The 23,233-nt window shown below is 47.3% G+C and carries 19 protein-coding genes; all 19 read left to right on the forward strand.

Annotated features, from left to right (window positions below):
- Nucleotides 1-257 precede the first annotated feature (257 nt).
- Nucleotides 258-716, forward strand: coding sequence for a division/cell wall cluster transcriptional repressor MraZ (gene mraZ / locus BZA03_RS05925; RefSeq protein ID WP_012519465.1), 459 nt, complete (start codon nt 258-260; stop codon nt 714-716).
- Nucleotides 713-1,654 carry a 16S rRNA (cytosine(1402)-N(4))-methyltransferase RsmH gene (gene rsmH / locus BZA03_RS05930; RefSeq protein ID WP_014950437.1) on the forward strand — a complete coding sequence of 314 codons (942 nt, stop codon included), beginning with the start codon at nt 713-715 and terminating at the stop codon, nt 1,652-1,654. Before mraZ ends, rsmH begins: the two co-directional genes overlap by 4 nt.
- Nucleotides 1,651-1,986, forward strand: coding sequence for a cell division protein FtsL (gene ftsL, locus BZA03_RS05935; RefSeq protein WP_110288236.1), 336 nt, complete (start codon nt 1,651-1,653; stop codon nt 1,984-1,986). Before rsmH ends, ftsL begins: the two co-directional genes overlap by 4 nt.
- Nucleotides 1,983-3,758 (forward strand): peptidoglycan glycosyltransferase FtsI, encoded by a 1,776-nt coding sequence (locus BZA03_RS05940; RefSeq protein WP_014977227.1) that lies wholly within the window; start codon nt 1,983-1,985, stop codon nt 3,756-3,758. The genes ftsL and BZA03_RS05940 overlap by 4 nt, the downstream gene beginning before the upstream one ends.
- A complete protein-coding gene (locus tag BZA03_RS05945; protein WP_110288237.1) occupies nt 3,748-5,313 on the forward strand; it encodes a UDP-N-acetylmuramoyl-L-alanyl-D-glutamate--2,6-diaminopimelate ligase in 1,566 nt (521 codons plus the stop codon). Before BZA03_RS05940 ends, BZA03_RS05945 begins: the two co-directional genes overlap by 11 nt.
- A complete protein-coding gene (murF, locus tag BZA03_RS05950) occupies nt 5,310-6,719 on the forward strand; it encodes a UDP-N-acetylmuramoyl-tripeptide--D-alanyl-D-alanine ligase (protein ID WP_110288238.1) in 1,410 nt (469 codons plus the stop codon). The genes BZA03_RS05945 and murF overlap by 4 nt, the downstream gene beginning before the upstream one ends.
- Complete coding sequence (mraY, locus tag BZA03_RS05955) at nt 6,713-7,795, forward strand: phospho-N-acetylmuramoyl-pentapeptide-transferase (protein ID WP_014950432.1); 1,083 nt, start codon at nt 6,713-6,715, stop codon at nt 7,793-7,795. The genes murF and mraY overlap by 7 nt, the downstream gene beginning before the upstream one ends.
- Before the next feature lie 21 nt (nt 7,796-7,816).
- Nucleotides 7,817-9,349, forward strand: a complete 1,533-nt coding sequence (murD, locus tag BZA03_RS05960; RefSeq protein WP_110288239.1) for a UDP-N-acetylmuramoyl-L-alanine--D-glutamate ligase — start codon at nt 7,817-7,819, stop codon at nt 9,347-9,349.
- Entirely contained in the window at nt 9,346-10,770 is a 1,425-nt protein-coding gene (gene ftsW, locus BZA03_RS05965; protein WP_075176897.1) for a cell division protein FtsW, read from the forward strand. Before murD ends, ftsW begins: the two co-directional genes overlap by 4 nt.
- Entirely contained in the window at nt 10,763-11,881 is a 1,119-nt protein-coding gene (murG, locus tag BZA03_RS05970; protein ID WP_075176898.1) for an undecaprenyldiphospho-muramoylpentapeptide beta-N-acetylglucosaminyltransferase, read from the forward strand. The genes ftsW and murG overlap by 8 nt, the downstream gene beginning before the upstream one ends.
- Nucleotides 11,881-13,326: a UDP-N-acetylmuramate--L-alanine ligase gene (murC, locus tag BZA03_RS05975; RefSeq protein WP_110288240.1), complete on the forward strand. Its 1,446-nt coding sequence runs from the start codon at nt 11,881-11,883 to the stop codon at nt 13,324-13,326. The genes murG and murC overlap by 1 nt, the downstream gene beginning before the upstream one ends.
- A gap of 1 nt (nt 13,327) precedes the next feature.
- Nucleotides 13,328-14,311 (forward strand): D-alanine--D-alanine ligase, encoded by a 984-nt coding sequence (locus BZA03_RS05980; RefSeq protein ID WP_014950427.1) that lies wholly within the window; start codon nt 13,328-13,330, stop codon nt 14,309-14,311.
- 2 nt (nt 14,312-14,313) lie between these two features.
- Entirely contained in the window at nt 14,314-15,084 is a 771-nt protein-coding gene (locus BZA03_RS05985; RefSeq protein ID WP_014977223.1) for a cell division protein FtsQ/DivIB, read from the forward strand.
- Nucleotides 15,085-15,091: 7 nt separating this feature from the next.
- Entirely contained in the window at nt 15,092-16,321 is a 1,230-nt protein-coding gene (gene ftsA / locus BZA03_RS05990; RefSeq protein ID WP_014980043.1) for a cell division protein FtsA, read from the forward strand.
- A 108-nt stretch (nt 16,322-16,429) separates the two neighbouring features.
- Nucleotides 16,430-17,596 carry a cell division protein FtsZ gene (gene ftsZ, locus BZA03_RS05995; protein ID WP_014980042.1) on the forward strand — a complete coding sequence of 389 codons (1,167 nt, stop codon included), beginning with the start codon at nt 16,430-16,432 and terminating at the stop codon, nt 17,594-17,596.
- A gap of 214 nt (nt 17,597-17,810) precedes the next feature.
- Nucleotides 17,811-18,722 (forward strand): UDP-3-O-acyl-N-acetylglucosamine deacetylase, encoded by a 912-nt coding sequence (gene lpxC, locus BZA03_RS06000; protein WP_014980041.1) that lies wholly within the window; start codon nt 17,811-17,813, stop codon nt 18,720-18,722.
- Between the two features lie 208 nt (nt 18,723-18,930).
- Nucleotides 18,931-19,809: a M23 family metallopeptidase gene (locus BZA03_RS06005; protein ID WP_014950422.1), complete on the forward strand. Its 879-nt coding sequence runs from the start codon at nt 18,931-18,933 to the stop codon at nt 19,807-19,809.
- A 181-nt stretch (nt 19,810-19,990) separates the two neighbouring features.
- Nucleotides 19,991-22,699 carry a preprotein translocase subunit SecA gene (gene secA, locus BZA03_RS06010; RefSeq protein WP_014980040.1) on the forward strand — a complete coding sequence of 903 codons (2,709 nt, stop codon included), beginning with the start codon at nt 19,991-19,993 and terminating at the stop codon, nt 22,697-22,699.
- Complete coding sequence (mutT, locus tag BZA03_RS06015; protein WP_069944760.1) at nt 22,699-23,079, forward strand: 8-oxo-dGTP diphosphatase MutT; 381 nt, start codon at nt 22,699-22,701, stop codon at nt 23,077-23,079. The genes secA and mutT overlap by 1 nt, the downstream gene beginning before the upstream one ends.
- Nucleotides 23,080-23,233 lie beyond the last annotated feature (154 nt).

A 23,233-nucleotide genomic window follows, 5' to 3' on the forward strand; every position in this document is an offset into this window, starting at 1 on the left:
TTTCTCACCTGAATATTTTTTAATCTTTTTTACACGCCTAATCATACACTTCCTAAAAACACTGTATATCCAAACAGTTTAAACCCAGTGTTTATGCGGCCTTCACGCCTTTTTTCTACTTGACAGTGGGGATCATTGATACCTAAACTGTATCTCAGTGGGTAAATGTGGCGAATTGTGGATCAAATCATCATCACTTTGCAGATTAGTACTCAAAAAACAAGAAAACCAAGAGCAAATAATAAAAGGCTAGGGGAATGTTCCGCGGCGCTAACGCAATCAATCTGGATACAAAAGGCAGACTGGCTATACCGACGAAGTATCGTCAGTCGCTGCTGGATGATTGTCAGGGACAACTGGTCTGCACAGTCGATACACAACAAAGTTGTTTGCTACTTTACCCACTTCCCGAATGGGAAGAGATTGAGCTTAAACTCTCTAAACTTTCAAGCATGATCCCAGCTGAGCGTCGCTTGCAGCGATTGCTACTAGGTTATGCTTCAGAAGGTGAGATGGATAAAAGCGGGCGCATTCTTGTTCCTACTCCACTGCGAAGTTTCGCAAAACTCTCAAAAGAAGTCATGTTAGTTGGTCAGTTAAACAAATTCGAAATTTGGGATGCCGATATTTGGGCACAACAAGTTGAAGCTGATATAGACACCGAACGCAAAGGCGAATTTGAACTTACCGAACGATTACAGGACTTTTCTCTATGACGCAGCCTAGCGAATTTAAACATATTTCAGTATTGCTTGATGAATGCATTGAAGCCCTAGCGATCAAACCGAACGGTATCTACATCGACGCCACTTTCGGCCGTGGGGGGCACTCAGCACATATTTTGGATGCATTGGGCGAACACGGGCGACTCATCGCCTTTGACCGTGACCCGCAAGCAATCAAAGCGGCAGAACGTTTCGCCGATGATAAGCGTTTTAGCATTATCCACTCACCGTTTGGTGATATGGCAGAAGAAATCGAAGCGCTGGGACTAACCGGTAAGATTGACGGTGTGCTTATGGATTTGGGGGTGTCTTCACCTCAGCTAGATGATGCCGAGCGTGGTTTTAGCTTCCTTCGTGACGGCCCGCTGGATATGCGTATGGACACCTCACGTGGACAAAGTGCTGCAGACTGGTTGGCTAACGCCGAAGAACAAGACATTACGCAGGTTATTAAAGAGTTTGGCGAAGAGAAGTTCGGCAAACGCATAGCCCATGCCATTGTAAACACGCGCAAAGAAACACCCATCACGCGCACAGCTCAGCTAGCCAAAATTATCGACGAAGCGGTTCCTGTAAAGGATAAGTTTAAACATCCGGCAACCCGTGCATTCCAAGGTATTCGCATTTATATCAATGCGGAACTTGAGCAACTTCGTGTTGGCCTTAAAGCCGCGACACAGGTGTTGGCGAAAGAAGGACGTCTTGCCGTTATTTCGTTTCACTCTCTTGAAGACCGTTTAGTAAAACGCTTCATTAAGGATCAAAGTAAAGGGAAATCAGTACCGCACAACTTACCGATTACTCAGGCTGAAATAGATGCAGATAAAGTGTTAAAAGCCTTGGGCAAAGCGATAAAACCTTCAGAACAGGAGATTGCGAACAACGTTCGCTCTCGCAGTTCGGTATTACGTGTGGCAGAAAAGTTATGACCAAAGCCGCGCCAGACAAGGCCAGCACTAATTTTAAATTACTGCTAATAATTGTTTCAGATTTGACCCGCAACAAGTTGCGGGTTTTGTTGTATTTAATGGTTATCACAAGTGCCATGGCAGTGACAATAAGCAGTCATCACAACAGACAGCAGGTCATTGCCCTTGAAGACCTTATGCAAGAGAAAGATGAGCTTGATGTCGAGTGGCGTAACCTCGTGCTTGAGCAACGCGCGTTGACCGAGCATAACCGCATAGAAAACCTGGTTGAAAAACAGTTAGAAATGTACCGCCCAACCGCAGACGATGAAGTAGTGGTGAAGTTAAAATGAGTACAACAGCACTTTCTCGCCAACGTAAAAAAACCGGTGCAAAACAAAATGTCACGCCAAGCTTAGTGCACTGGCGCTTTGTCGTTGTGCTTGTTGTTATTATGCTAGTTTTCAGCGTGCTCGCCGCCCGTGCAGCCTATATTCAAGTTATTGAGCCAGACGAGCTAATTCAACAGGGCGACAACCGCACACTAAGAACCCGTGACATGCCAACCTATCGCGGGCTCATTACCGATAGAAATGGTGTTGAGCTGGCGGTGAGTGTGCCTGTTCGGGCCATCTACGCAGACCCTAAGGTTATCCATGAAAACAACGGCTTCGAGGAAGAGCGCCGTTGGGAAGCGCTGGCAGATGTACTGCGCCAAGACGTCAATGAACTCAAAGAAAAAGTGGCAAACCCCAAACGCCGCTTTGTTTACTTGCAGCGTCAGGTGTCGCCTGCCATGGCAGAGTACGTTGATAAACTGGACATTCCAGGCATTTATCTTCGCCGTGAAAGCCGCCGCTACTATCCTACAGGTGAAGTTTCAGCGCAGTTAATCGGCGTAACCGATGTTGATGATACAGGCGTTGAAGGCTTGGAGCGCATGTATAACGAGTGGCTAACGGGCACGCCGGGTTCTCGTAAAATACGCCGCGATGCGAAAGGCCGTCAGGTAGAAATCTTGGAAACAAAGTCTGGCGAAAAAGCCGGCGACCTGCAGCTGACTATTGATCAGCGTATTCAGGCACTTGCTTATAAAGAAATTAAAGAAGCCATGATTTATTACCAATCAAGCTCGGCTTCCGCCATTGTCATCGATGTAAAAAGCGGTGATGTGTTAGCCATGGTGAATGCACCGTCGTTCAATCCGAATGACAGAAGCGATATTTCTGCGCACAGAATGCGTAACAGGGTTATTACCGATGCGTTCGAACCAGGCTCGGCGCTAAAACCGCTGGCCGTCCTTACTGCATTAGAGTTCGGTGAAGTGGAGCCTGAAGACTCAGTAAACACTCATCCAGGATGGATGCGATTAGGCGGCAGCCTAGTAAAAGATTCGCGCAATTACGGCGAGCTAACGCTAGAAGAAATTATTCAGCATTCCTCAAATATGGGGACGTCGAAGCTGGCGCTTTCTGTGCCTAAACAGTTCCTGCTGGATACCTATTACAATATGGGCTTAATGAGCGATACCGGGCTTAATATGGCGGGTGAGAGTAGCGGTATCTTTCATGAGCGCAGCCGCTGGTCTGAATTTGAGCTAGCCACGCTGTCATTTGGATACGGCATTTCGGTTACCACTGCACAGTTGGGGCGTCTTTACGCAACGTTGGCGAACGGCGGTATTAAAACACCGCTTAATGTCATCAAGTCGCCAGAGCAACCTTCATGGCAGGCTCAATCTGAGCGGGTGATCAGCGAAGAAAACGCTAACGCTATTGTTCAAATGATGGAAAGCGTAACCCAGCGTGGCGGCACAGCAACAAAAGCGTCGGTACCAGGTTATCGCGTTGCTGGGAAAACAGGAACAAGCCGAAAAGCGGTGGCCGGCGGGTACGGCGAAGAGTACGTCAACATTTTCGCCGGTATCGCACCTGTGTCTGACCCCAGGCTAGTAACTATTGTATTGATCAACGAACCTGGCGGTGATTTGTATCACGCGGGGGATACCGCTGCACCTGTCTTTTCATCAATTATGGGTGGCGCACTGCACATGTTAAACGTTACGCCCGATGACAAGCAGGTTACATCTAGCCGCTTATTGAAAGGAGGTCAAAGTGGTAGTTAGTGCCTTTATTCAAAGTATAAAAGCTTTATTGGCGAAATTTGGTGTAGACGCCCCAGATATCCGCATTGAAGGTTTAACGCTAGACAGCCGAGAAGTGAATACACGCTTAGCGTTCTTGGCAATTAAGGGCCACGAACGCGATGGTCGAGATTTTATACCCCAGGCAATAAGTTTAGGGGCCCGTGTAATTCTGGCGCAAACTGAAGACAGTAGTGCCCATGGTCAGATGGAAATGCGTGACCACAGCGTCATTATCTCGCTGTATGAATTACCACAAATGCTCTCTGCATTAGCTGCTGCATTTTACGACTACCCTGCTCAGAAAATGACGACGGTAGCAGTGACAGGGACAAACGGAAAAACCTCTACAGTTCAATTGCTTACCCAGCTTAAGGATGCGTTAGGTACACGTAGTGCAAGCATCGGAACTCTAGGGAGCAGTGTGTTTGAAGGCGATGAAACCCAGTGGTCGAACACGCCGGCAGCAAACACTACGCCCGATGCCATACGTATGCAGTATTTGTTGGCAGACTTTGTGCAAAGTGAAGTGCGCCATACGGCCTTCGAAGCAAGTTCTCACGCATTGGTTCAAGGTCGGCTTGGTACAGTAAAAACCGATATCGCTGTTTTCACCAACCTTACTCGAGATCATCTCGATTACCACGGCACCATGGAAGAGTACGGCAAAGCCAAGCGCTTGCTGCTTCAGCAGCCAGGTTTAAAGGCTGTGGTATTAAACGCTAATGATGATGAAAGTAAGAAGTGGGATGGTGCAGCAGATAAGTCGATTACACGCATCTGGACAGGTATAGACGAAAGTGGTCAGGATGGAAGCGGTGAAAGTGAGTACTTGCGAGAGCATAACAATCCTCAAAGTCGCCATTGTTTCGCCACAAATGCTTCTTATCATGCAGGTGGATGTAGCTTTGAACTGGTGAGTTCGTGGGGAAGCGCTGCTATTTCGCTGCCACTATTCGGAAAGTTCAATATCAGTAATGTATTGAGTGCTATAGGTACGTTACTCGCTGAAGGTGAGCGTTTTGATGACGTGGTTAACGCGGTAAATGCAATCACGTCTGTACCCGGGCGAATGGAAGTTTTCCCTGTAACGGGTGCGGCGAACCTAGTGGTGGACTACGCGCATACGCCAGACGCTCTGGAGAAAGTGCTGTTAAGCGCCAAATTCCATACAACGGGCAAAGTGTGGTGTGTGTTTGGCTGCGGCGGGGACAGAGACAAAGGCAAGCGACCGTTAATGGGGCAGGCTGCCGAGGTTGGTGCTGACGCTATTGTGATCACCACAGATAACAGTCGCAGTGAAAGCCCTGAATCTATCGCCGAGGATATCATTGCGGGTTTGAAAAACCGTGAGCTGGCAGTGTCTATTCCCGATCGCGAGCAAGCTATTCGTCATTGCCTTGAGCATGCGCATGAAAGCGACATCATCATCGTGGCCGGAAAAGGCCATGAAGATTACCAAATTATCGGTGACAAAAAGACTAACTATAACGAACGTGCAGTTGTGGCGCGACTGCAACAGGAGTACAGCAAATGATAACAACAACGCTGTCATGGATAGCCGAAAAGGTTAATGGAAAATTATTGAAAGGCGCTGCTGACGTTGAAGTGTCTGCAGTAAGTACCGATACCCGCACCCTAGAAGATGGCGCAGTTTACTTGGCCTTGAAAGGTCCGAATTTTAACGGCCATGATTTTATTTCAACGGCGGAGAAAGCGGGAGCAAGTGCGGTTATTGCCAGTGAAGACGTAGCAACCTCGTTACCTGTCATCATGGTTGAAGATACCAAAGAAGCACTTGGTCTATTAGGTTCGGCAGTAAAAGCTTATGTGGCGCCCAAAACGATTGCGATTACCGGAAGCAGTGGCAAAACCACCGTAAAGGAAATGTGTGCCGCTATTTTGGAGCGAAGAGGCAATGTATTAGCCACAAACGGTAACTTCAATAATGATATCGGTGTGCCGCTAACCCTTCTACGCCTTGAACCTCAGCATGAATATGCAGTGATGGAGTTAGGCGCAAATCACATTGGTGAAATCGCCTATACCACGAACCTTGTTAAGCCGGACGTCGCGACTATCGTAAACGCCGCCGCTTCTCATCTAGAAGGCTTTGGAAGTTTGCTAGGTGTAGCGCGTGCCAAAAGTGAAATTTTTAAAGGCTTAGGCAGTGACGGCGTGGCGGTAGTCAATGTTGATAGCCAGTTTTCTGAATTTTGGCAAGGCAAACTTAAACAGACCAAAACGCTAACGTTTTCGCCCCAGCAGAAAAACGATGCTGATTTTAGAGCAGAAGATATCACTATAGGGCTAGATGGGTGCGCCGCATTCCACTTGGTTTGCCCGCAAGGAGATATGTCTATTCAGCTTACTATTCCTGGCGTTCACAACGTAGGGAATGCCCTTGTCGCTGCGGCATTAACGCTGCAAGTTGGCGCCACACTAGAAAACGTGCGCGACGGCTTACTTGCCATGAAGCAAGTTAGCGGCCGCTTGAATGTAAAGCAGCTTACCGAACAGGTTCGCCTGTTAGATGACACCTACAACGCCAACGTGGCGTCTGTAAATGCGGCAATTGATACGCTAAGTAGCTTTTCAGGTATCCGCGTTCTTGTTCTAGGCGACATGAAAGAGTTGGGTGAAAAAGCGCGTTTTTACCACGAGCAGGTGGGGGAATACGCTAAACAAAAAGGAATTAATTACCTGTATACCATGGGTGTTTTGAGTCAATCAGCCAGTGCTGTGTTTAATGAAAATGGTGGCCATTTCAGCGATGTTGAAAGTTTGTTGGCCGCAATGGAGAGTGATTTGTTAGTGCAGCAGCGCGATATTTCAATTTTAGTTAAAGGTTCACGCAGTTCCAGAATGGAACGTGTGGTAGAGGCGGTAGAGGCCTCTGCGCTGGGAAAGCACGATAGCCGTCGGGAGCGAATAGCATGTTAATTTGGCTAGCCGACTGGCTGACACAATTCGATTCAGGGTTTAACGTATTTTCATACCTTACCCTTCGTGCAATTTTAAGCACGCTGACCGCATTACTTATTGCCATTCTTATTGGCCCTAAGATGATTCGTTATTTGCAGCGTATGCAAATTGGTCAAACTGTACGAGACGATGGCCCGCAAAGCCATTTGTCAAAATCAGGCACACCCACTATGGGCGGGTTACTTATACTCGCAGCAATTGTAGTAAGCGGCCTGCTTTGGGCTGACCTGACTAACCGTTATGTGTTGGTAACCCTTACCGTGGTTGTGGCCTACGGTATTATTGGGTTTGTTGACGACTACAGAAAAGTGATCCGCAAAGATTCGAAGGGGCTTATCGCTCGTTGGAAATATTTCTGGCAATCTGTGGTTGCGTTAGGCGTCGCATTCTATCTATACAGCAGTGCAACAATAAGCGCTGAAACCTCACTACTGGTGCCTTTCTTCAAAGAAGTGTTCCCGCAGTTAGGTGCGTTCTTCATCATTATTACCTACTTTGCCATTGTAGGCACAAGTAACGCGGTAAACCTTACCGATGGATTGGATGGACTTGCCATTGTGCCCACTATATTGGTGGCAGGCGCATTTGCCATTTTCGCCTATGTGACAGGTAATGCGAACTTTGCTGAATACCTGAATATTCCTCATATTCCGCTTACCAGCGAACTGGTGATTGTGTGTACTGCCATGGTCGGTGCAGGCTTAGGCTTTTTATGGTTTAACACGTATCCGGCACAAGTATTTATGGGTGACGTTGGCTCACTAGCGCTAGGCGGCACACTAGGTGTGTTAGCTGTATTAGTGCGCCAAGAACTCGTGTTAATCATCATGGGTGGTGTTTTTGTTATGGAAACCCTGTCGGTCATCCTTCAGGTAGGTTCTTACAAATTGCGTGGCCAGCGTATTTTTCGTATGGCGCCTATTCACCATCACTATGAATTGAAGGGCTGGCCAGAGCCGCGCGTAATAGTGCGTTTTTGGATCATTTCAATCATTTTGGTGTTGGTGGGTCTTGCTACCCTCAAACTTAGATAAGCGCTAAAGAGATAAATCGTAATGTCGTATAACGTACGTGAGCATAGTTATGTAGTCGGTGGCCTAGGTGTTACAGGTCAGGCTTGCGTGCGCTTTTTGTTGCAAAAGCAGGCAAAGGTTAAAGCATTTGATACCCGTGCTAATTTTACTCTAGTTACCGACCCTGATTCTGATATTGATACTGACATGCAAGCGTTTATGGCAGAGAAGGTCACTTGCACTGCTCTAAGCGAAGATTACTTTGATGGTGTAGACACCTTGGTGTTAAGCCCGGGGCTTGCTCTGAATATTGAACAAGTGGCTTTAGCGCAAAAGTGTGGTGTTGAGGTGATCGGCGACGTGGAATTGTTTGCCCGATTAAATGCCTCCACGAGTGATGCTACGCCAGCTAAGCGCGTAGTAGGTATAACCGGCTCTAACGGTAAAACCACGGTTACTTTATTAGTGAACCATCTGCTCAAAAGCTGCGGCGTAAAAAGTATTGAAGCGGGTAACGTAGGTCGCCCTGTGCTTGAAGCGCTTCAAAGTGATGCAGATGTAGTGGTGATGGAGTTATCAAGTTTTCAACTTGAAACAACGTCTAGCTTGGTGCTCGAAGCTGCTACTGTCCTTAATATTTCCGATGATCACCTAGACCGTCACGGTACCCTTGAAGCCTATATCGATGCCAAGCATCGCATTTTTGAAAACGCGAAATCTGCGGTTGTGTGGCGAGACGGTGAGTTTGTAGCACCTTACGAGCAGCTTATTACCGTTGCTAAGGGGATTGCTGCATCAAATGCAGTATCTGATGGCGAATCTAATGCCGCGTCTAATGAAGAGTCGCTAGCGTCAAAAAATATCGTTGAATATGGACTGGGAGAGTCGACCACAGGGTTTGCGATTGCGTCTTTTGACGGTGACGATAGTGCTCGTGACGATGAACAAAGTCTACATATAACGTTTAAAGACGAAAAGCTTATTGCCCTTAGCGATATTCATTTGGCGGGCATGCACAACGTACTAAACATCATGGCTGCATTGGGTATCTGCCTTCAGCTAGGTGTTTCGCCAGCGCTCGCGGTTAAACATCTACACAGTTTTAAAGCTGCGCCACATCGTTGTGTGGAAATAGCCCGTGTAAACGACATCCGATATATCGACGACTCCAAAGCAACCAACATTGGCGCCACTGTAGCTGCCCTTGAAGGGTTAGCCCCGACTATACAAGGGAAGCTCATTCTTATTGCAGGTGGTGACGCTAAAGGCGCTGATATAGCCAGCCTCTCGCCTTATCTAACTAAATATGTATCGCACGTGTTTGCTTTGGGCAAAGATGCACACCTGTTTGAAAAGAGTTTTGCGCATACAACTCGTGTGGCAACGATGAAAGACGCCGTAAAAGCAGCAACAAGACTTGCTGCCCCTGGTGATGTTGTGCTGCTTTCGCCTGCGTGTGCAAGTTTAGATATGTTTAAGAACTATATGCATCGCGGTGACGTGTTTAAACAAGATGTACACGACCTACTTAATCTACACAGTAAGAACGACGACGCTGTGGAGGCCACATCATGATTGCTGCCTCTACCAAACTTAGCGCGTTATTTGCCGCGAAGCATGACGGACAACCTTCGGCAACGCATCCCTATGACGTGACGCTTATCTTAATTGCGCTCGCGCTAATGAGTATTGGCATTATTATCGTCACCTCGGCGTCGATGCCGGTGGCCGATAGGCTGCACGACAACCCCTTCTATTTTGCTATTCGCCACGGTATTTACATTGTTGGGGCGATCGTTGCCGCTATGGTAGTGCTGAATTTGCCCATGCAGTTTTGGCGCATGACCAATCCCTATCTTCTGCTCGCGGCCATCGCGCTATTGCTAGCAGTTCTGGTAGTGGGAAGAACTGTAAACGGGAGTACCCGCTGGTTGGCGATTGGGCCTATAACCATTCAAGCTGCCGAGCCTGCTAAGCTCTTTTTCTTTGCCTATTTGGCTGGTTATCTGGTTCGCCGCTACGAAGAAGTGACCGAAAATCTAAAAGGATTTATTAAACCCCTTGTCGTGTTCTTTGCGTTAGCGATGCTATTACTGTTACAGCCAGACTTAGGTACCGTCGTTGTGATGTTTGCAACCACGATTGGCTTGCTGTTTTTAGCTGGTGCACGACTTTGGCAGTTCTTCGCACTGGTGTTTGCAGGCATATTGGCGGTTGTAGCGCTTATCGTGTTTGAAGAATACCGAATGAAACGGGTTACGTCCTTTTTAGACCCTTGGGCTGATCCGTTTGGCGCTGGTTATCAGCTAACCCAGTCTTTGATGGCCTATGGCCGCGGTAACTGGTTTGGGCAAGGCCTAGGCAATAGTTTGCAAAAACTGGAATTCTTACCCGAAGCACACACTGACTTCGTTATGGCCATCCTAGCGGAAGAGCTAGGTTTCGTTGGTGTGCTTGCCGTACTCGGCCTTATTTTGTGGATGGTGTTGCGTGCACTGAGCATTGGAAATAAGGCACTTGAAAAAGGGCGAGCGTTTGATGGTTACATGGCTTACAGCATAGGCATCTGGTTCAGTTTCCAAACGGCGGTAAATATTGGTGCAAGCGCAGGTATTCTGCCAACAAAAGGGTTAACACTGCCGTTAGTTAGCTACGGCGGCTCGTCACTTATCATCATGTCAGTAGCAGTAGCCATATTACTTCGTATCGATTTTGAATTACGGGTTGATGGCGTACAGGCGATTGGCCGGGGCGACAGCAAATCCGGTAAGAGCAAGGCCCGCCGTAAAAAGCCTATTCCTACAAGCGCGTCGCAAACTAAAGCGTCACAAGCTGAAGGTGAGGCAAGTGTAGAGAGCGGGGCCGATGAAGCGGATTTTTCTACAGCGACGGTTGAAGCTAAACCTAGCGCCAAAACATCAAGTACAGAAGACGAAGGAAAAGCTGGCATTAAAGCTATACTCGCGCGGGTAGCGCAGGAGGCTGATAATGGCTAAGCGTTGCTTAATTATGGCTGGCGGTACAGGCGGGCATGTTTTCCCAGGCCTTGCAGTGGCAAACGCGCTTCGAAAGGAAGGTTGGGACATTCATTGGCTAGGCACCGCCGAGCGGATGGAAGCGCAAGTTGTGCCTAAGCACGACATACCTATTCACTTTATTCCGGTAAAAGGGCTTCGTGGCAAAGGTGTTACGGCACGTCTTCAAGGTGCTGTTGCGTTAGTTAAAAGCTTATTTTCTGCAAGGCGAATTATAAAGCGCCTTCAACCTGATATCGTTGTTGGATTTGGCGGTTACGCTAGCGGCCCTGGTGGGGTTGCTGCAAAGAGCTTAGGTATTCCCGTTATTGTGCATGAACAAAATGCAGCGGCAGGCATGACCAATAAGCTTCTTAGTAAATTCGCAAGTCGCGTGCTTCTGGGCTTTGACGATGCCAAAGAACAATTTTCAGGTGGCGCTACTAAGGTGCATACTGTGGGCAATCCTGTTCGAGATGAAATTTGGCAGGTGAAGCCCAAATCTGTAGACATTGACGCAGACGCTCGTGAAAACACCACAGGGCATAAACGAGGCCTTAATTTACTTGTTGTAGGCGGCAGTTTAGGCGCACAAATTCTCAATGAAACCGTGCCGGAGACTTGCGGGGTGCTAGAAGGTTTATCAATCAAACACCAATGTGGAAAAGGCAACAGTGAAGGTGTCATTAAAGCCTACACGTCGGTGGGCGCAGATATGTCGAAAATCGATGTCAGTGACTTTATTGATGACATGGCCGCAGCTTATGAATGGGCGGACTTTGTTGTCTGTAGAGCCGGTGCGCTTACGGTAAGTGAAGTTGCAGCTGCCGGACGCGCGGCGATTTTCGTACCGCTACCTTTTGCGGTAGACGATCACCAAACAAAAAATGCGCAGTCATTAGTAAAGCAAAATGCGGCATTAATGATCGCTCAATCAGTTTTGAAAGAAAATTTAGGGCAGGCGGTGCGTCAGTGGTTACAACACCCTGAAGGCTGCTTAAAGATGGGTGCTGTAGCGAAAACATGTGCAAGCACTCATGCCACGGAAAATGTAGTAAGCCACGTTAAAAGCGTGGTAGGAGTAGGGGACTAATGGTTTTTAAAACCCCATTTGAAAGCCCGCAAATGCGCAGGGTTAAAAATATATTCTTTATTGGTATCGGCGGTGCCGGTATGGGGGGTATTGCCGAAGTATTACTGAACGAAGGTTATGTTATTGCTGGCTCTGACATTCAAGAAGGGCCAATGACACAGCGGCTAAGCGAATTAGGTGCTGATGTGAAAATAGGCCACCGTGCGGAAAATGTTGAAGGCATGGACGTTATTGTGGTGTCTAGCGCCATCAACGAGCAAAACCCAGAGATTATCGTGGCTCGTGAAAAGCGCATTCCGATTATTCGCCGTGCAGAAATGCTGGCAGAATTGATGCGATTCCGCCACGGTATTGCGGTGGCGGGTACCCACGGCAAAACGACTACAACCAGTTTGATTTCAACGATTTTCGCAGAAGCGGAGTATGATCCTACGTTTGTTATCGGTGGTTTGCTTAACAGCGCTGGTACGAATGCGCGACTAGGCAAAAGCCGTTATCTAATCGCAGAGGCTGACGAGAGCGATGCGTCCTTCCTTCATTTGCAGCCGATGGTTTCTGTGGTGACCAATATTGAAGCCGACCATATGGATACTTATGGTGGCGACTTCTCAAAGGTGAAAGATACCTTTGTTGATTTCTTGTCGAACCTACCCTTTTATGGGCAGGCCATCGTATGCGGTGATGATGCAAATATTCAAGAGATTCGCCCTCGTATAGGCCGAAGTATTCTTACCTACGGTTTTGAATCTCACAATGACTATCGCGCAGAAAATGTTTCACTGTCATTCGGTAAAGCGAATTTTACGGTTATACGCCCAGAACGCGAACCGCTAGATATTACGCTGAACCTCACCGGTAACCACAACGTGCTTAATGCCCTTGCTGCTATCGCTGTAGCAACGGATGAAGGTGTAGATGACGACGCTATCATTCGCGCGCTAGCCAGCTTTGGCGGCATAGGCCGTCGTTTCGAGCAGCTAGGTACGTTTACTACCAGTAAGGGCGAGGTGTGTTTAGTCGATGACTATGGTCACCACCCAACGGAAGTAAGGGCGACTATCGCTGCGGCTCGTGCAAACTGGCCTGATAAGCGCTTGGTTATGGTTTACCAGCCACATCGCTTTACGCGCACCCGCGACCTTTACGAAGACTTTGTTGAGGTACTGTCGAGCGTTGATGCACTGTTGCTTCTGGATGTATATGCTGCCAGTGAACAACCTATTGAAGGTGCTGACAGTAAAGCGTTGTGTCGCTCCATTCGTCAGCGCGGTCAAATAGAGCCTGTGTACGTAGGTGACAAAGACGCCTTACCAGCTATTTTGGCGAATATCATGCAAGATGGCGACATCGTTATGACCCAAGGGGCGGGCAACATCGGACAAATTGCTAAGCTCTTAGCTCGTCACGCGCTAGAGCCGATCACACTTGCAAAGGAAGGGGAATAAGATGTTTACACCTTCAGTAAGTATTCACTCACAGAAAACCCACTCGCCGAACGAGTATGGCAAAGTAGCTGTGCTGCTCGGCGGTGACTCTGCTGAACGGGAAGTATCACTTAATTCGGGCAATGCGGTGTTAAATGCATTGTTACGACAAGGCGTAGATGCGTTTGCGTTTGACCCAGCAGAGCGACCTCTGACCGACCTTATCGATCTCAACGTCGATAGAGCGCTCATTATGCTGCACGGTCGCGGTGGTGAAGATGGCTCTATGCAAGGAGCCCTTCAGTTCCTAAAAATCCCCTACACGGGAAGCCGAGTTTTAGGTTCTGCGCTGGCAATGGACAAAATTCATACTAAGCAAGTGTGGCAAAGTTTAGGCTTACCCACTGCAAAATATGAAATTGCTGATAAAAGGCACTTTGAAGCTGGTAAGTGCAGCGCTATAATGGATAAATTGGGGAATGAAGTCATGGTAAAACCGGCCAGAGAAGGGTCGAGTATTGGCATGGCGAGAGTGACAAGCGCTAAACAGCTCGAAACTGCCATTCAGGACGCCTTTAAATACGATAATCAAGTCCTGTTAGAGCAGTATATAGATGGCCCCGAATTCACTGTTTCTGTATTGCAGGGACAGGCGTTGCCGTCTATTCGCATGTCTACTCCACATACATTCTATGATTATGCGGCGAAATATCAGGATAATACAACAGAATACTATTGCCCAAGCGGCTTGTCTGAAGAGCAAGAAGCGCAGCTAGCAAAGCTAGCATCCCGTGCTTTTGATGCTATTTCTGGCAGCGGCTGGGGTAGAATTGACGTTATGCAGGACAACCAAAGGCAGTTTTATTTGCTAGAGGCGAACACAGTGCCTGGCATGACAGAAAAAAGTTTGGTGCCTAAGGCAGCCAAAGTTGCAGGATTAACTTTTGATGAACTGGTATTAAGTATTCTTTCTACCAGTTTTGATGACGTTGCAAACAAGGCGTAAACGTGGCTGATACCAACACTAATCAAGGTAAGCCCGCTTCTGCAAAGAGCGGCAAAAGTAAAACGGCAGTGTGGGGCGGCGTCGCTTTCTTACTGTTTGTTATTGCTGGATTAGTGTTTGGTGGGCTTAAAGCAAACCAGTATTTGCAGGATGAACAGCAAATGCCGGTACAGGTTATCGATTTTTCTGGTGATTATCAGCACATCGATATTACCAAGCTAGAGCGGTTAATACGCAAGGCGCAGCCTGGAAGCTTTTTCGCGCTTGACGTCAACGAAGTATTTGAGCTTGTTGAAGCGCAGCCTTGGGTTTATCGCGCGTCAGTAAGAAAGAAGTGGCCAAATACGTTAAAAATTTATTTAGTTGAGCAGCAGCCGGTTGCGCAATGGAATGAAGATTTGTTGTTAAACCCTTATGGCGATACGTTTAACGACGAAGGCGTGAAGTTAGACTTACCGCGCCTTTACGGCCCGGGTGGCAGCGAAAAAACCGCCCTTGAAGGCTACAACGCCATGCACGCGTTGATAGCGACGACGGATATGACATTAGACGAGCTGTCCTTAAGCGAGCGATTTGCATGGCAAGTGCAGTTGAAAAACGGCATTAAATTGAATTTAGGACGTCAGGAGTTTATCGATAGGCTACAACGCTTTATTGATGTTTATCCACTTCTGGCGCAACAAGAGAAGGCGGTGAAATACGTCGACCTTCGCTATGACACGGGCGTAGCAGTCGGATGGAAAGACGACAGCGCCACAGATGAAGAGAGTTAAGGAAACCATGTCAAAACCTGCTGAACGCAATTTGATTGTAGGACTAGATATCGGCACCAGCCAAGTAAAAGCTGTTGTGGGTGAATTACTAGAAGATGATCAAATCAGTATTGTTGGCGTGGGCACCCATGCATCGAAAGGCATGGATAAGGGCGGCGTTAACGATTTGAACCTGGTGGTGAAATCGGTCCAGCGTGCAGTAAACGAGATGGAGCTAATGGCAGATTGCCGTGTGTCTTCAGTTTTTATGTCTATCTCGGGACGACACGTTAAGTGCCAAAATGAAAATGGCATGGTACCGATTAACAATCAGGAAGTAACACAAGAAGACGTAGATAACGTTATTCATGCAGCGCGCAGTGTGCCAATTGCAGCGGAACGTCGTCTACTACACGTGTTACCACAAGAATTTACTATTGATGTGCAGGAAGGGATTAAGAACCCTATTGGCATGTCGGGAGTAAGAATGGAAGCGGATGCTCACATTATTACCTGTGCCGACGATATGGCGAAAAACATGGTGAAATGTGTTGAGCGTTGTGAACTTAATGCCGATCAGCTGATCTTTTCAGCGTTGGCATCAAGCTATGCGGTACTGACTGACGACGAGCGCGAGCTTGGCGTGTGTGTGGTTGATATCGGCGGTGGTACTATGGATATGGTTATCTACACCGATGGCGCTATTCGCCACACGGCGGTAATACCGGTTGCGGGTAATCAAATTACCAGCGACATCGCTAAAATATTTAGAACACCTATTAGCAATGCAGAAGAAATTAAGGTGAATTACGCCTGTGCATTGAAGGATATGGTGAGTATGGAAGACAGCATTGAAGTGCCTAGTGTGGGCGGACGCCCAGCTAGAGTGATGTCTCGTCATACGTTAGCTGAGGTGATTGAACCTCGCTATCAAGAGCTTTTTGAGCTGGTACATGATGAAATTCGTGCCAGCGGTCTGGAAGAGCAAATCGCTGCAGGCCTTGTGCTTACAGGCGGTACCGCTAAGATGGAAGGTGCCGTGGAATTTGCCGAAGAACTTTTCCAGATGCCCGTGCGCGTGGGCAAACCCATCAACGTAAAAGGCTTGTCCGAATATGTTGATGACGCTGGATTTGCGACAGTCGTAGGACTGCTGCAATATGGCAAAGTACAATCTGACAATAAGAAGTCCAGTACGCAGAAGACCGGTGAAAGCTTATTTCATCGAGTGCAAAGCTGGTTTAAAGGTGAATTTTAATTTTATTTTGGGGGCGCTATAGCTACGGCATCAAGGCTAGCAGGAAGCAATTAGCCTAAGGGAATGACCTGGCGTAGTGTTTAAAAGACGTACAACCGGAGAGTAAGTATGTTCGAATTAATGGATAGTCACGGCGAAGAAGCCGTAATCAAAGTCATCGGTGTCGGTGGCGGCGGCGGCAATGCCGTTGAGCACATGGTGTCTCAAAGCATTGAAGGCGTAGAATTTATTGCAGTTAACACCGATGCACAGGTGCTTCGCAGCTCAAGTGCAGACGTTACACTTCAAATTGGCTCAAGTGTAACAAAAGGGTTAGGTGCGGGTGCTGATCCGAACATTGGTCGAGAAGCAGCACAAGAAGACAGAGAAACCATTCGTCAGGCGCTAGACGGTGCAGACATGGTTTTCATTACTGCCGGTATGGGCGGTGGTACAGGAACGGGCGCAGCGCCAGAAGTGGCAAAGATTGCTCGCGAAATGGGCATCCTTACGGTAGCGGTAGTTACTAAGCCATTCCCATTTGAAGGTAAAAAACGCACCTCGTTTGCGGAACAGGGCATTGTTGAGTTGTCTAACAACGTTGACTCGCTAATTACCATTCCTAATGAAAAGTTGTTAAAAGTAATGGGGCCAGGCACGCCGCTTCTTCAAGCGTTTAGCGCTGCAAATGACGTATTACGCGGTGCAGTTCAAGGTATTGCTGAACTGATTACCCGTCCTGGTCTAATCAACGTTGACTTCGCAGACGTACGTACCGTTATGTCTGAGATGGGTAAAGCGATGATGGGTAGTGGCGCTGCAAGCGGTCCAGACCGTGCTGAAGAAGCTGCTGAAGCCGCGATTGCCAGCCCGCTTCTTGAAGATATCGATTTGTCAGGCGCGCGCGGTATTCTTGTGAATATCACTGCGGGTCCAGATTTCGCCATCGACGAGTTTGAGACTGTTGGTAACGCCGTTAAAGCGTTTGCCTCAGAGAACGCCACAGTGGTTGTGGGTACAGTGATCGATATGGAAATGACAGACGAGCTTCGCGTAACGGTTGTTGCAACCGGTATTGGCGCAGAGCGCAAGCCTGACATTTCGCTAGTAAGCTCTGAAGGCTCTCGTCTAACACAGCCTGCAAAAGAATACGGTAACACGCAATCAAGTGAACCACGTTCTGCAGTAGGCGGTACAGAGGGCAATCAGGCGCTGAAGGCCGACGACAGTGCACAGCCAGAAAATGATTTGGAATATTTAGATATTCCTGCATTTCTTCGTAAGCAGGCAGACTAATTTAGCTGCCTGAAACGGAAGGGAATTATTTCGCGTTTGTGATGTCTCACCTAGTAAGGTGTATTTACACAACGTGAAAAATTTCGCGTGGATAGGTTGATTAAATACGTATTCTGACAGAGTTAAATCCGTCAGAACGGGTGTTTTTTGACATGTGAGTAATAACTCACTATAATTCGCGCCCGCTTTTTTTAATAGGTAAAAGCTTAAGCAGATGATTAGACAACGTACAATCAAGCAATCGGTACAAGAGACCGGAATTGGGCTTCATAAAGGGGAAAAGGTCACAATGACTCTCCGACCTGCGCCAGCAAACACGGGTATCGTGTTTAGGCGTGTTGACCTTGAACCACATGTTGACATACCCTCGCGTGCGAACGCGGTAGGTAATACCATGCTGTGTACGTGCCTAAATAACGAAGACGGTGTGACTATCCAAACGGTAGAGCACTTAGCGTCTGCGCTTGCAGGTTTAGGTATCGACAATATTATTGTTGAAGTAGACAGTAACGAGCTGCCAATTATGGACGGAAGTGCTAGCCCGTTCGTATTCTTGCTTCAATCTGCCGGTATCGAAGAGCTAAACGCGCCTAAGCAATTTATTCGTATTAAAAAGCCAGTTCGTGTAGAAGATGGCGATAAGTGGGCCGAATTAGTGCCTTATGACGGTTTCCGCGTTGATTTCCAAATTGACTTTGATCATCCTGTGATCAGTCAAACTCGTCAGCATATGGTGATGGATTTTGATTCATGCTCATATGTAAGCGAAGTTAGCCGTGCACGAACTTTTGGTTTTATGCGCGACTTAGAGTACATGAATGCTAACAACCTAGCGTTGGGTGGCAGCATGGAAAACGCAGTAGCGTTGGACGAATTCCGCGTACTCAACCCTGAAGGGTTGCGCTACGACGATGAGTTCTTAAAGCATAAGATTTTGGATGCTATCGGTGACTTATACCTTGGCGGCCATAGTCTAATTGGTGAATTGCGTGCGTACAAAACAGGCCATGGTCTGAATAACAAGCTATTAAATGCAGTACTTGCGCAAAAAGAGTGTTGGGAGTTCGTAACCTATGACTCGCAGGAAACAGCACCAATTCGTTATGCTCAGCCCGCATTAGCGTAAGAATTTTAAAAAGCCGCCTTACGGGCGGCTTTTTTTCGTATGGCAATTACTGAAATAAATGATACAGTAGCCGAATAATTAATATAAATTTCACCCATGTGACATAAAAACGATAGGTCGAAGGTTGTCGCCTTTGGCTAAAAACACATTCATCGTGGTATGAAGTGGTATGAAAGGAGTGGCGTGAAACAGCAATTTTCTTCGTGGTATGAAACTAACAATTACACTCGCTGGTAAAAATAAACGCTATAGGCACAGTATTAGTGTCCGTACGCTTGTGAGCGCAACCGTGCTCTCGTCTATTTTTATGCTAGTGTCGAGCCGTTCAACAGAATCGGTATCAGAAGATATTGCACGAGTTCGTTTGGCACAGACTGAAGTCAACGAACGACAAAAAGACGTTGAAGCGTTAAAACAGCAAACAACGGTCAAATTACAAGCTTTGCTTTCTCACGTCGCAGAGTTATCTGCGCAGGCTACATTGCTGGACGAGAAAGGTAAGCAAATCGCAACAGAATTAGGTATGTCAGCGGCTGACCTGGACGCTTTCGTACCGGTATCGATACCGGATAACCTTCAAGACGATCCCATCCTTCACGAAATAGCCAAACTAGAGCAATCACTCGATTTGAAGTCTCAACAGTTGTCTATGCTTGAAAGTTTGGTCAGGGGTCACCATATCCACGAACAGAGCCAATTATCTGGTCGTCCGATAGAGTCAGGGTGGTTGTCTTCTTATTATGGTATGCGGGCCGACCCGTTTACCGGCGAACCAACTATGCACAAAGGGCTAGATTTCGCTGGTAAGGCAGGGGAAAACGTAGTGGCAACTGCCGCAGGTATTGTGACCTGGGCTGGTGATCGCTACGGCTATGGCCAACTTGTAGAAATTGATCACGGTGATGGTTTTGTTACCCGCTATGGGCATAACGACACCCTTACTGTCTCAATAGGCGACGTGGTAACCAAAGGGGAACCTATCGCTAAAATGGGCAATACGGGGCGCTCAACTGGCGTTCATGTTCACTACGAAGTAATAAGAAACGGAAAACAAGTCGATCCTCTGCCTTTTGTCTACAAAAAGTAGCATAGGTAGCAGCCAGGTAATTCTCGTAGACGGTGCCTTTATTAATTAAAAGTCATCTAAAACGAAGAAGCATAATTTTAGAACATCGCAAAGCACAACGTGGTTACCGTTGTGTTTTATACGTTTAATTTAGCTGTGCACATTGTGCGGCGCCTCGACAAGTAGTGGAATAATAAAGCTAATGTTTTCAAGCATCCTTCGAAAAGTATTCGGTAGTAGAAACGACCGACTATTAAAAAAATTACGCAAAAACGTAGATGCCATCAATGCACTGGAAGCAGAATTTGAAAAGCTTTCCGATGAGGCGCTAAAGGCTAAGACAGACGAATTTAAAGCGCGTATTGAAAAGGGTGAAACCCTTGACGATATTCTTGTAGAAGCCTTCGCTACTGTGCGTGAAGCAAGTAAACGCGTATACGGCATGCGTCACTTCGACGTTCAGATGCTAGGTGGTCAAGTACTTCACCAAGGTAAAATTTCAGAAATGCGCACGGGTGAAGGTAAGACGCTAACTGCTACCTTGCCAACTTACCTTAATGCTTTGTCTGGCAAAGGGGTTCACGTTGTTACTGTGAATGATTACCTTGCTCGTCGTGATGCTGAGTGGAGTAACCAGTTATTTACTTACCTAGGTATGCGTGTGGGCTGTAACGTGCCTGGTATGTCGCCGCAGCAAAAGCGTGAAGCTTATCAAGCTGACGTAACCTATGGTACGAACAACGAATTTGGTTTTGACTACCTTCGTGACAATATGGCATTTAGCCCACAAGACCGCGTACAGCGCCCGCTTAACTATGCGGTAGTGGATGAGGTTGACTCAATTCTTATCGACGAAGCCCGTACACCACTTATTATTTCTGGTCAGGCCGAAGATAGCTCAGAGCTGTATCGCCGCATCAACACCATTATTCCTAAACTTGTTCAGCAAGAAAAAGAGGATGAAGAAGGCCAAGAGGGCGATGGTGACTACACGATTGACCTTAAGGCAAAACAAATTCATCTTACCGAGCGCGGTCAAATTCACGTTGAGGAAATTCTTCAACAAGAGGGCATGCTGCCTGAAGGCGAGTCGCTGTTTGCTGCAGGTAATATTTCCCTGCTTCATCATATTAACGCTGCGCTTCGTGCACACAAGTTGTTTGCTAAAGACGTAGACTACATCGTTAAAGAAGACCAAATCGTTATTGTTGACGAGCATACGGGTCGTACGATGGAAGGCCGTCGCTGGTCTGAAGGTCTGCACCAAGCTGTAGAAGCGAAAGAAGGGGTTCGTATTCAAAACGAAAACCAAACCCTTGCGTCAATTACCTTCCAGAATTACTTCCGCTTGTATAACAAGCTTGCGGGTATGACAGGTACAGCAGATACAGAAGCCTTCGAATTTAACCATATTTACGGCTTAGAAACGGTAGTTATTCCGACAAACCGTCCTATGCAGCGTAAAGATATGGCTGACCTCATCTACCTAACGGCAGAAGAAAAATACGAAGCCATTGTTGAAGACATTAAAGAGTGCGTTAAACGCGGTCAACCTACGCTTGTGGGTACTGTGTCTATCGAGAATTCAGAACTCATTTCTCGCATTCTTAAGAAGTCGAAAATTCCTCATAAAGTGCTTAACGCTAAGTTCCACGAACACGAAGCAGATATCGTCGCTCAGGCTGGTAAGCCAGGCGCGGTTACGATTGCGACTAACATGGCAGGTCGTGGTACCGATATCGTGTTAGGTGGTAACTGGCAGGCAGAAGTAGAGAAGATTGAAAATCCAACTGAAGCGCAAATCGAGAAGATCAAAGCTGAATGGAAAGAAAGCCATGACGCTGTGCTTGCCTCAGGTGGTTTACACATTATTGGTACAGAGCGTCACGAGTCTCGCCGTATTGATAACCAGCTTCGCGGTCGTTCGGGCCGTCAGGGTGACCCGGGTTCAAGCCGTTTTTACCTTTCATTAGACGACGCACTTATGCGTATCTTTGCCTCTGAAAAAATGGGCAACATGATGAAGCGTTTAGGTATGGAGCGTGGTGAAGCCATTGAGCATCCGTGGGTAACTCGCGCCATCGAGAATGCACAGCGCAAAGTAGAAGGTCGTAACTTCGACATTCGTAAGCAGTTGCTTGAATACGATGATGTGGCCAACGACCAGCGTAAAGTCATCTACGAGCAGCGCAATGAGCTTCTTGATGAAGGCGATATTAGCGAGACTATCGCGGCTATTCGTGAAGACGTTATTTCAAGTGTTGTCGATGAGTACATTCCGCCACAGTCTCTTGAAGAAATGTGGGATGTAAGCGGACTTGAAGAGCGCATGCGTGCCGATTTCGCCGTAGACTTGCCAATCAAGACCTGGCTTGAAAATGACGACAAACTTTACGAAGAGAAGCTTCGCGAGCGCATTCTTGGCGAAGTCGTTGATGCTTATAAGCAGAAAGAAGCGGTAGTGGGCGAGCAGGTACTGCGCCAGTTTGAAAAAGCGGTAATGCTTCAAAACCTAGACAGCCATTGGAAAGAGCATTTGGCGGCAATGGATCACCTGCGCCAAGGTATTCATTTACGCGGCTATGCGCAGAAAAATCCTAAGCAAGAATACAAGCGTGAGTCGTTTGCTTTGTTCTCACAAATGTTAGAAGCGCTTAAAGTTGAAGTGATCACTATTCTTGCGCGTGTAAAAGTACAAGCTGAAGAAGACGTGCAAAAAGTAGAAGAACAACGTCGTCAAGCTGACGATGTGCCAAAGAACTTCGAGCACGAAGAAGCGAACGCAACGCCAGAAGAGGCAAGTGACAAAGTACGTACGCAAGTTCGCGAAGGTGCGAAAGTGGGCCGTAATGACCCATGTCCTTGTGGCTCTGGTAAAAAGTATAAGCAGTGTCACGGCAAGCTTAAGTAATGAAAGTAGTACATGTTGCTGTGGGCGTTATCGCCCGCGGCGATGAAATATTCATTACTCTTCGCCCTGACAATGTTCATCAGGGCGGAAAATGGGAATTTCCCGGCGGCAAAGTAGAAGACGGTGAGACCGTTCTACAGGCGCTGAAGCGAGAGCTTGCTGAAGAAATTGGGATTATTGTGAACCGCAGCGAGCCTGTGATTGTGATCACCCATGATTACGGCGACAAGCAAGTTAAACTAGATGTTCATCGCGTGTGTGATTTTACCGGCGAGCCGCACGGCAAAGAAGGCCAACAGTCGCGGTGGGTCAAGGTAACGTCACTAAACGCCTCTGACTTTCCTGAAGCAAACGTTCCCATAATTAACGCTTTACAATAGTTCTGCGTTATCCACCGTACAAAGTGAAGCGGCGTTCAGCCGCTTTTTTCTTATACCTAAGTATAAGTTGCTAATTCCTCGGTAATTTTTTTAAAAATTAATCTCAATCCTCATAAGCGCATTAGACTATTGTACTTTGACAAAGTCGCTAGCA

The sequence above is a fragment of the Alteromonas sp. I10 genome (assembly GCF_003201515.1).
GTDB classification, from domain to species: Bacteria; Pseudomonadota; Gammaproteobacteria; order Enterobacterales; family Alteromonadaceae; genus Alteromonas; species Alteromonas macleodii.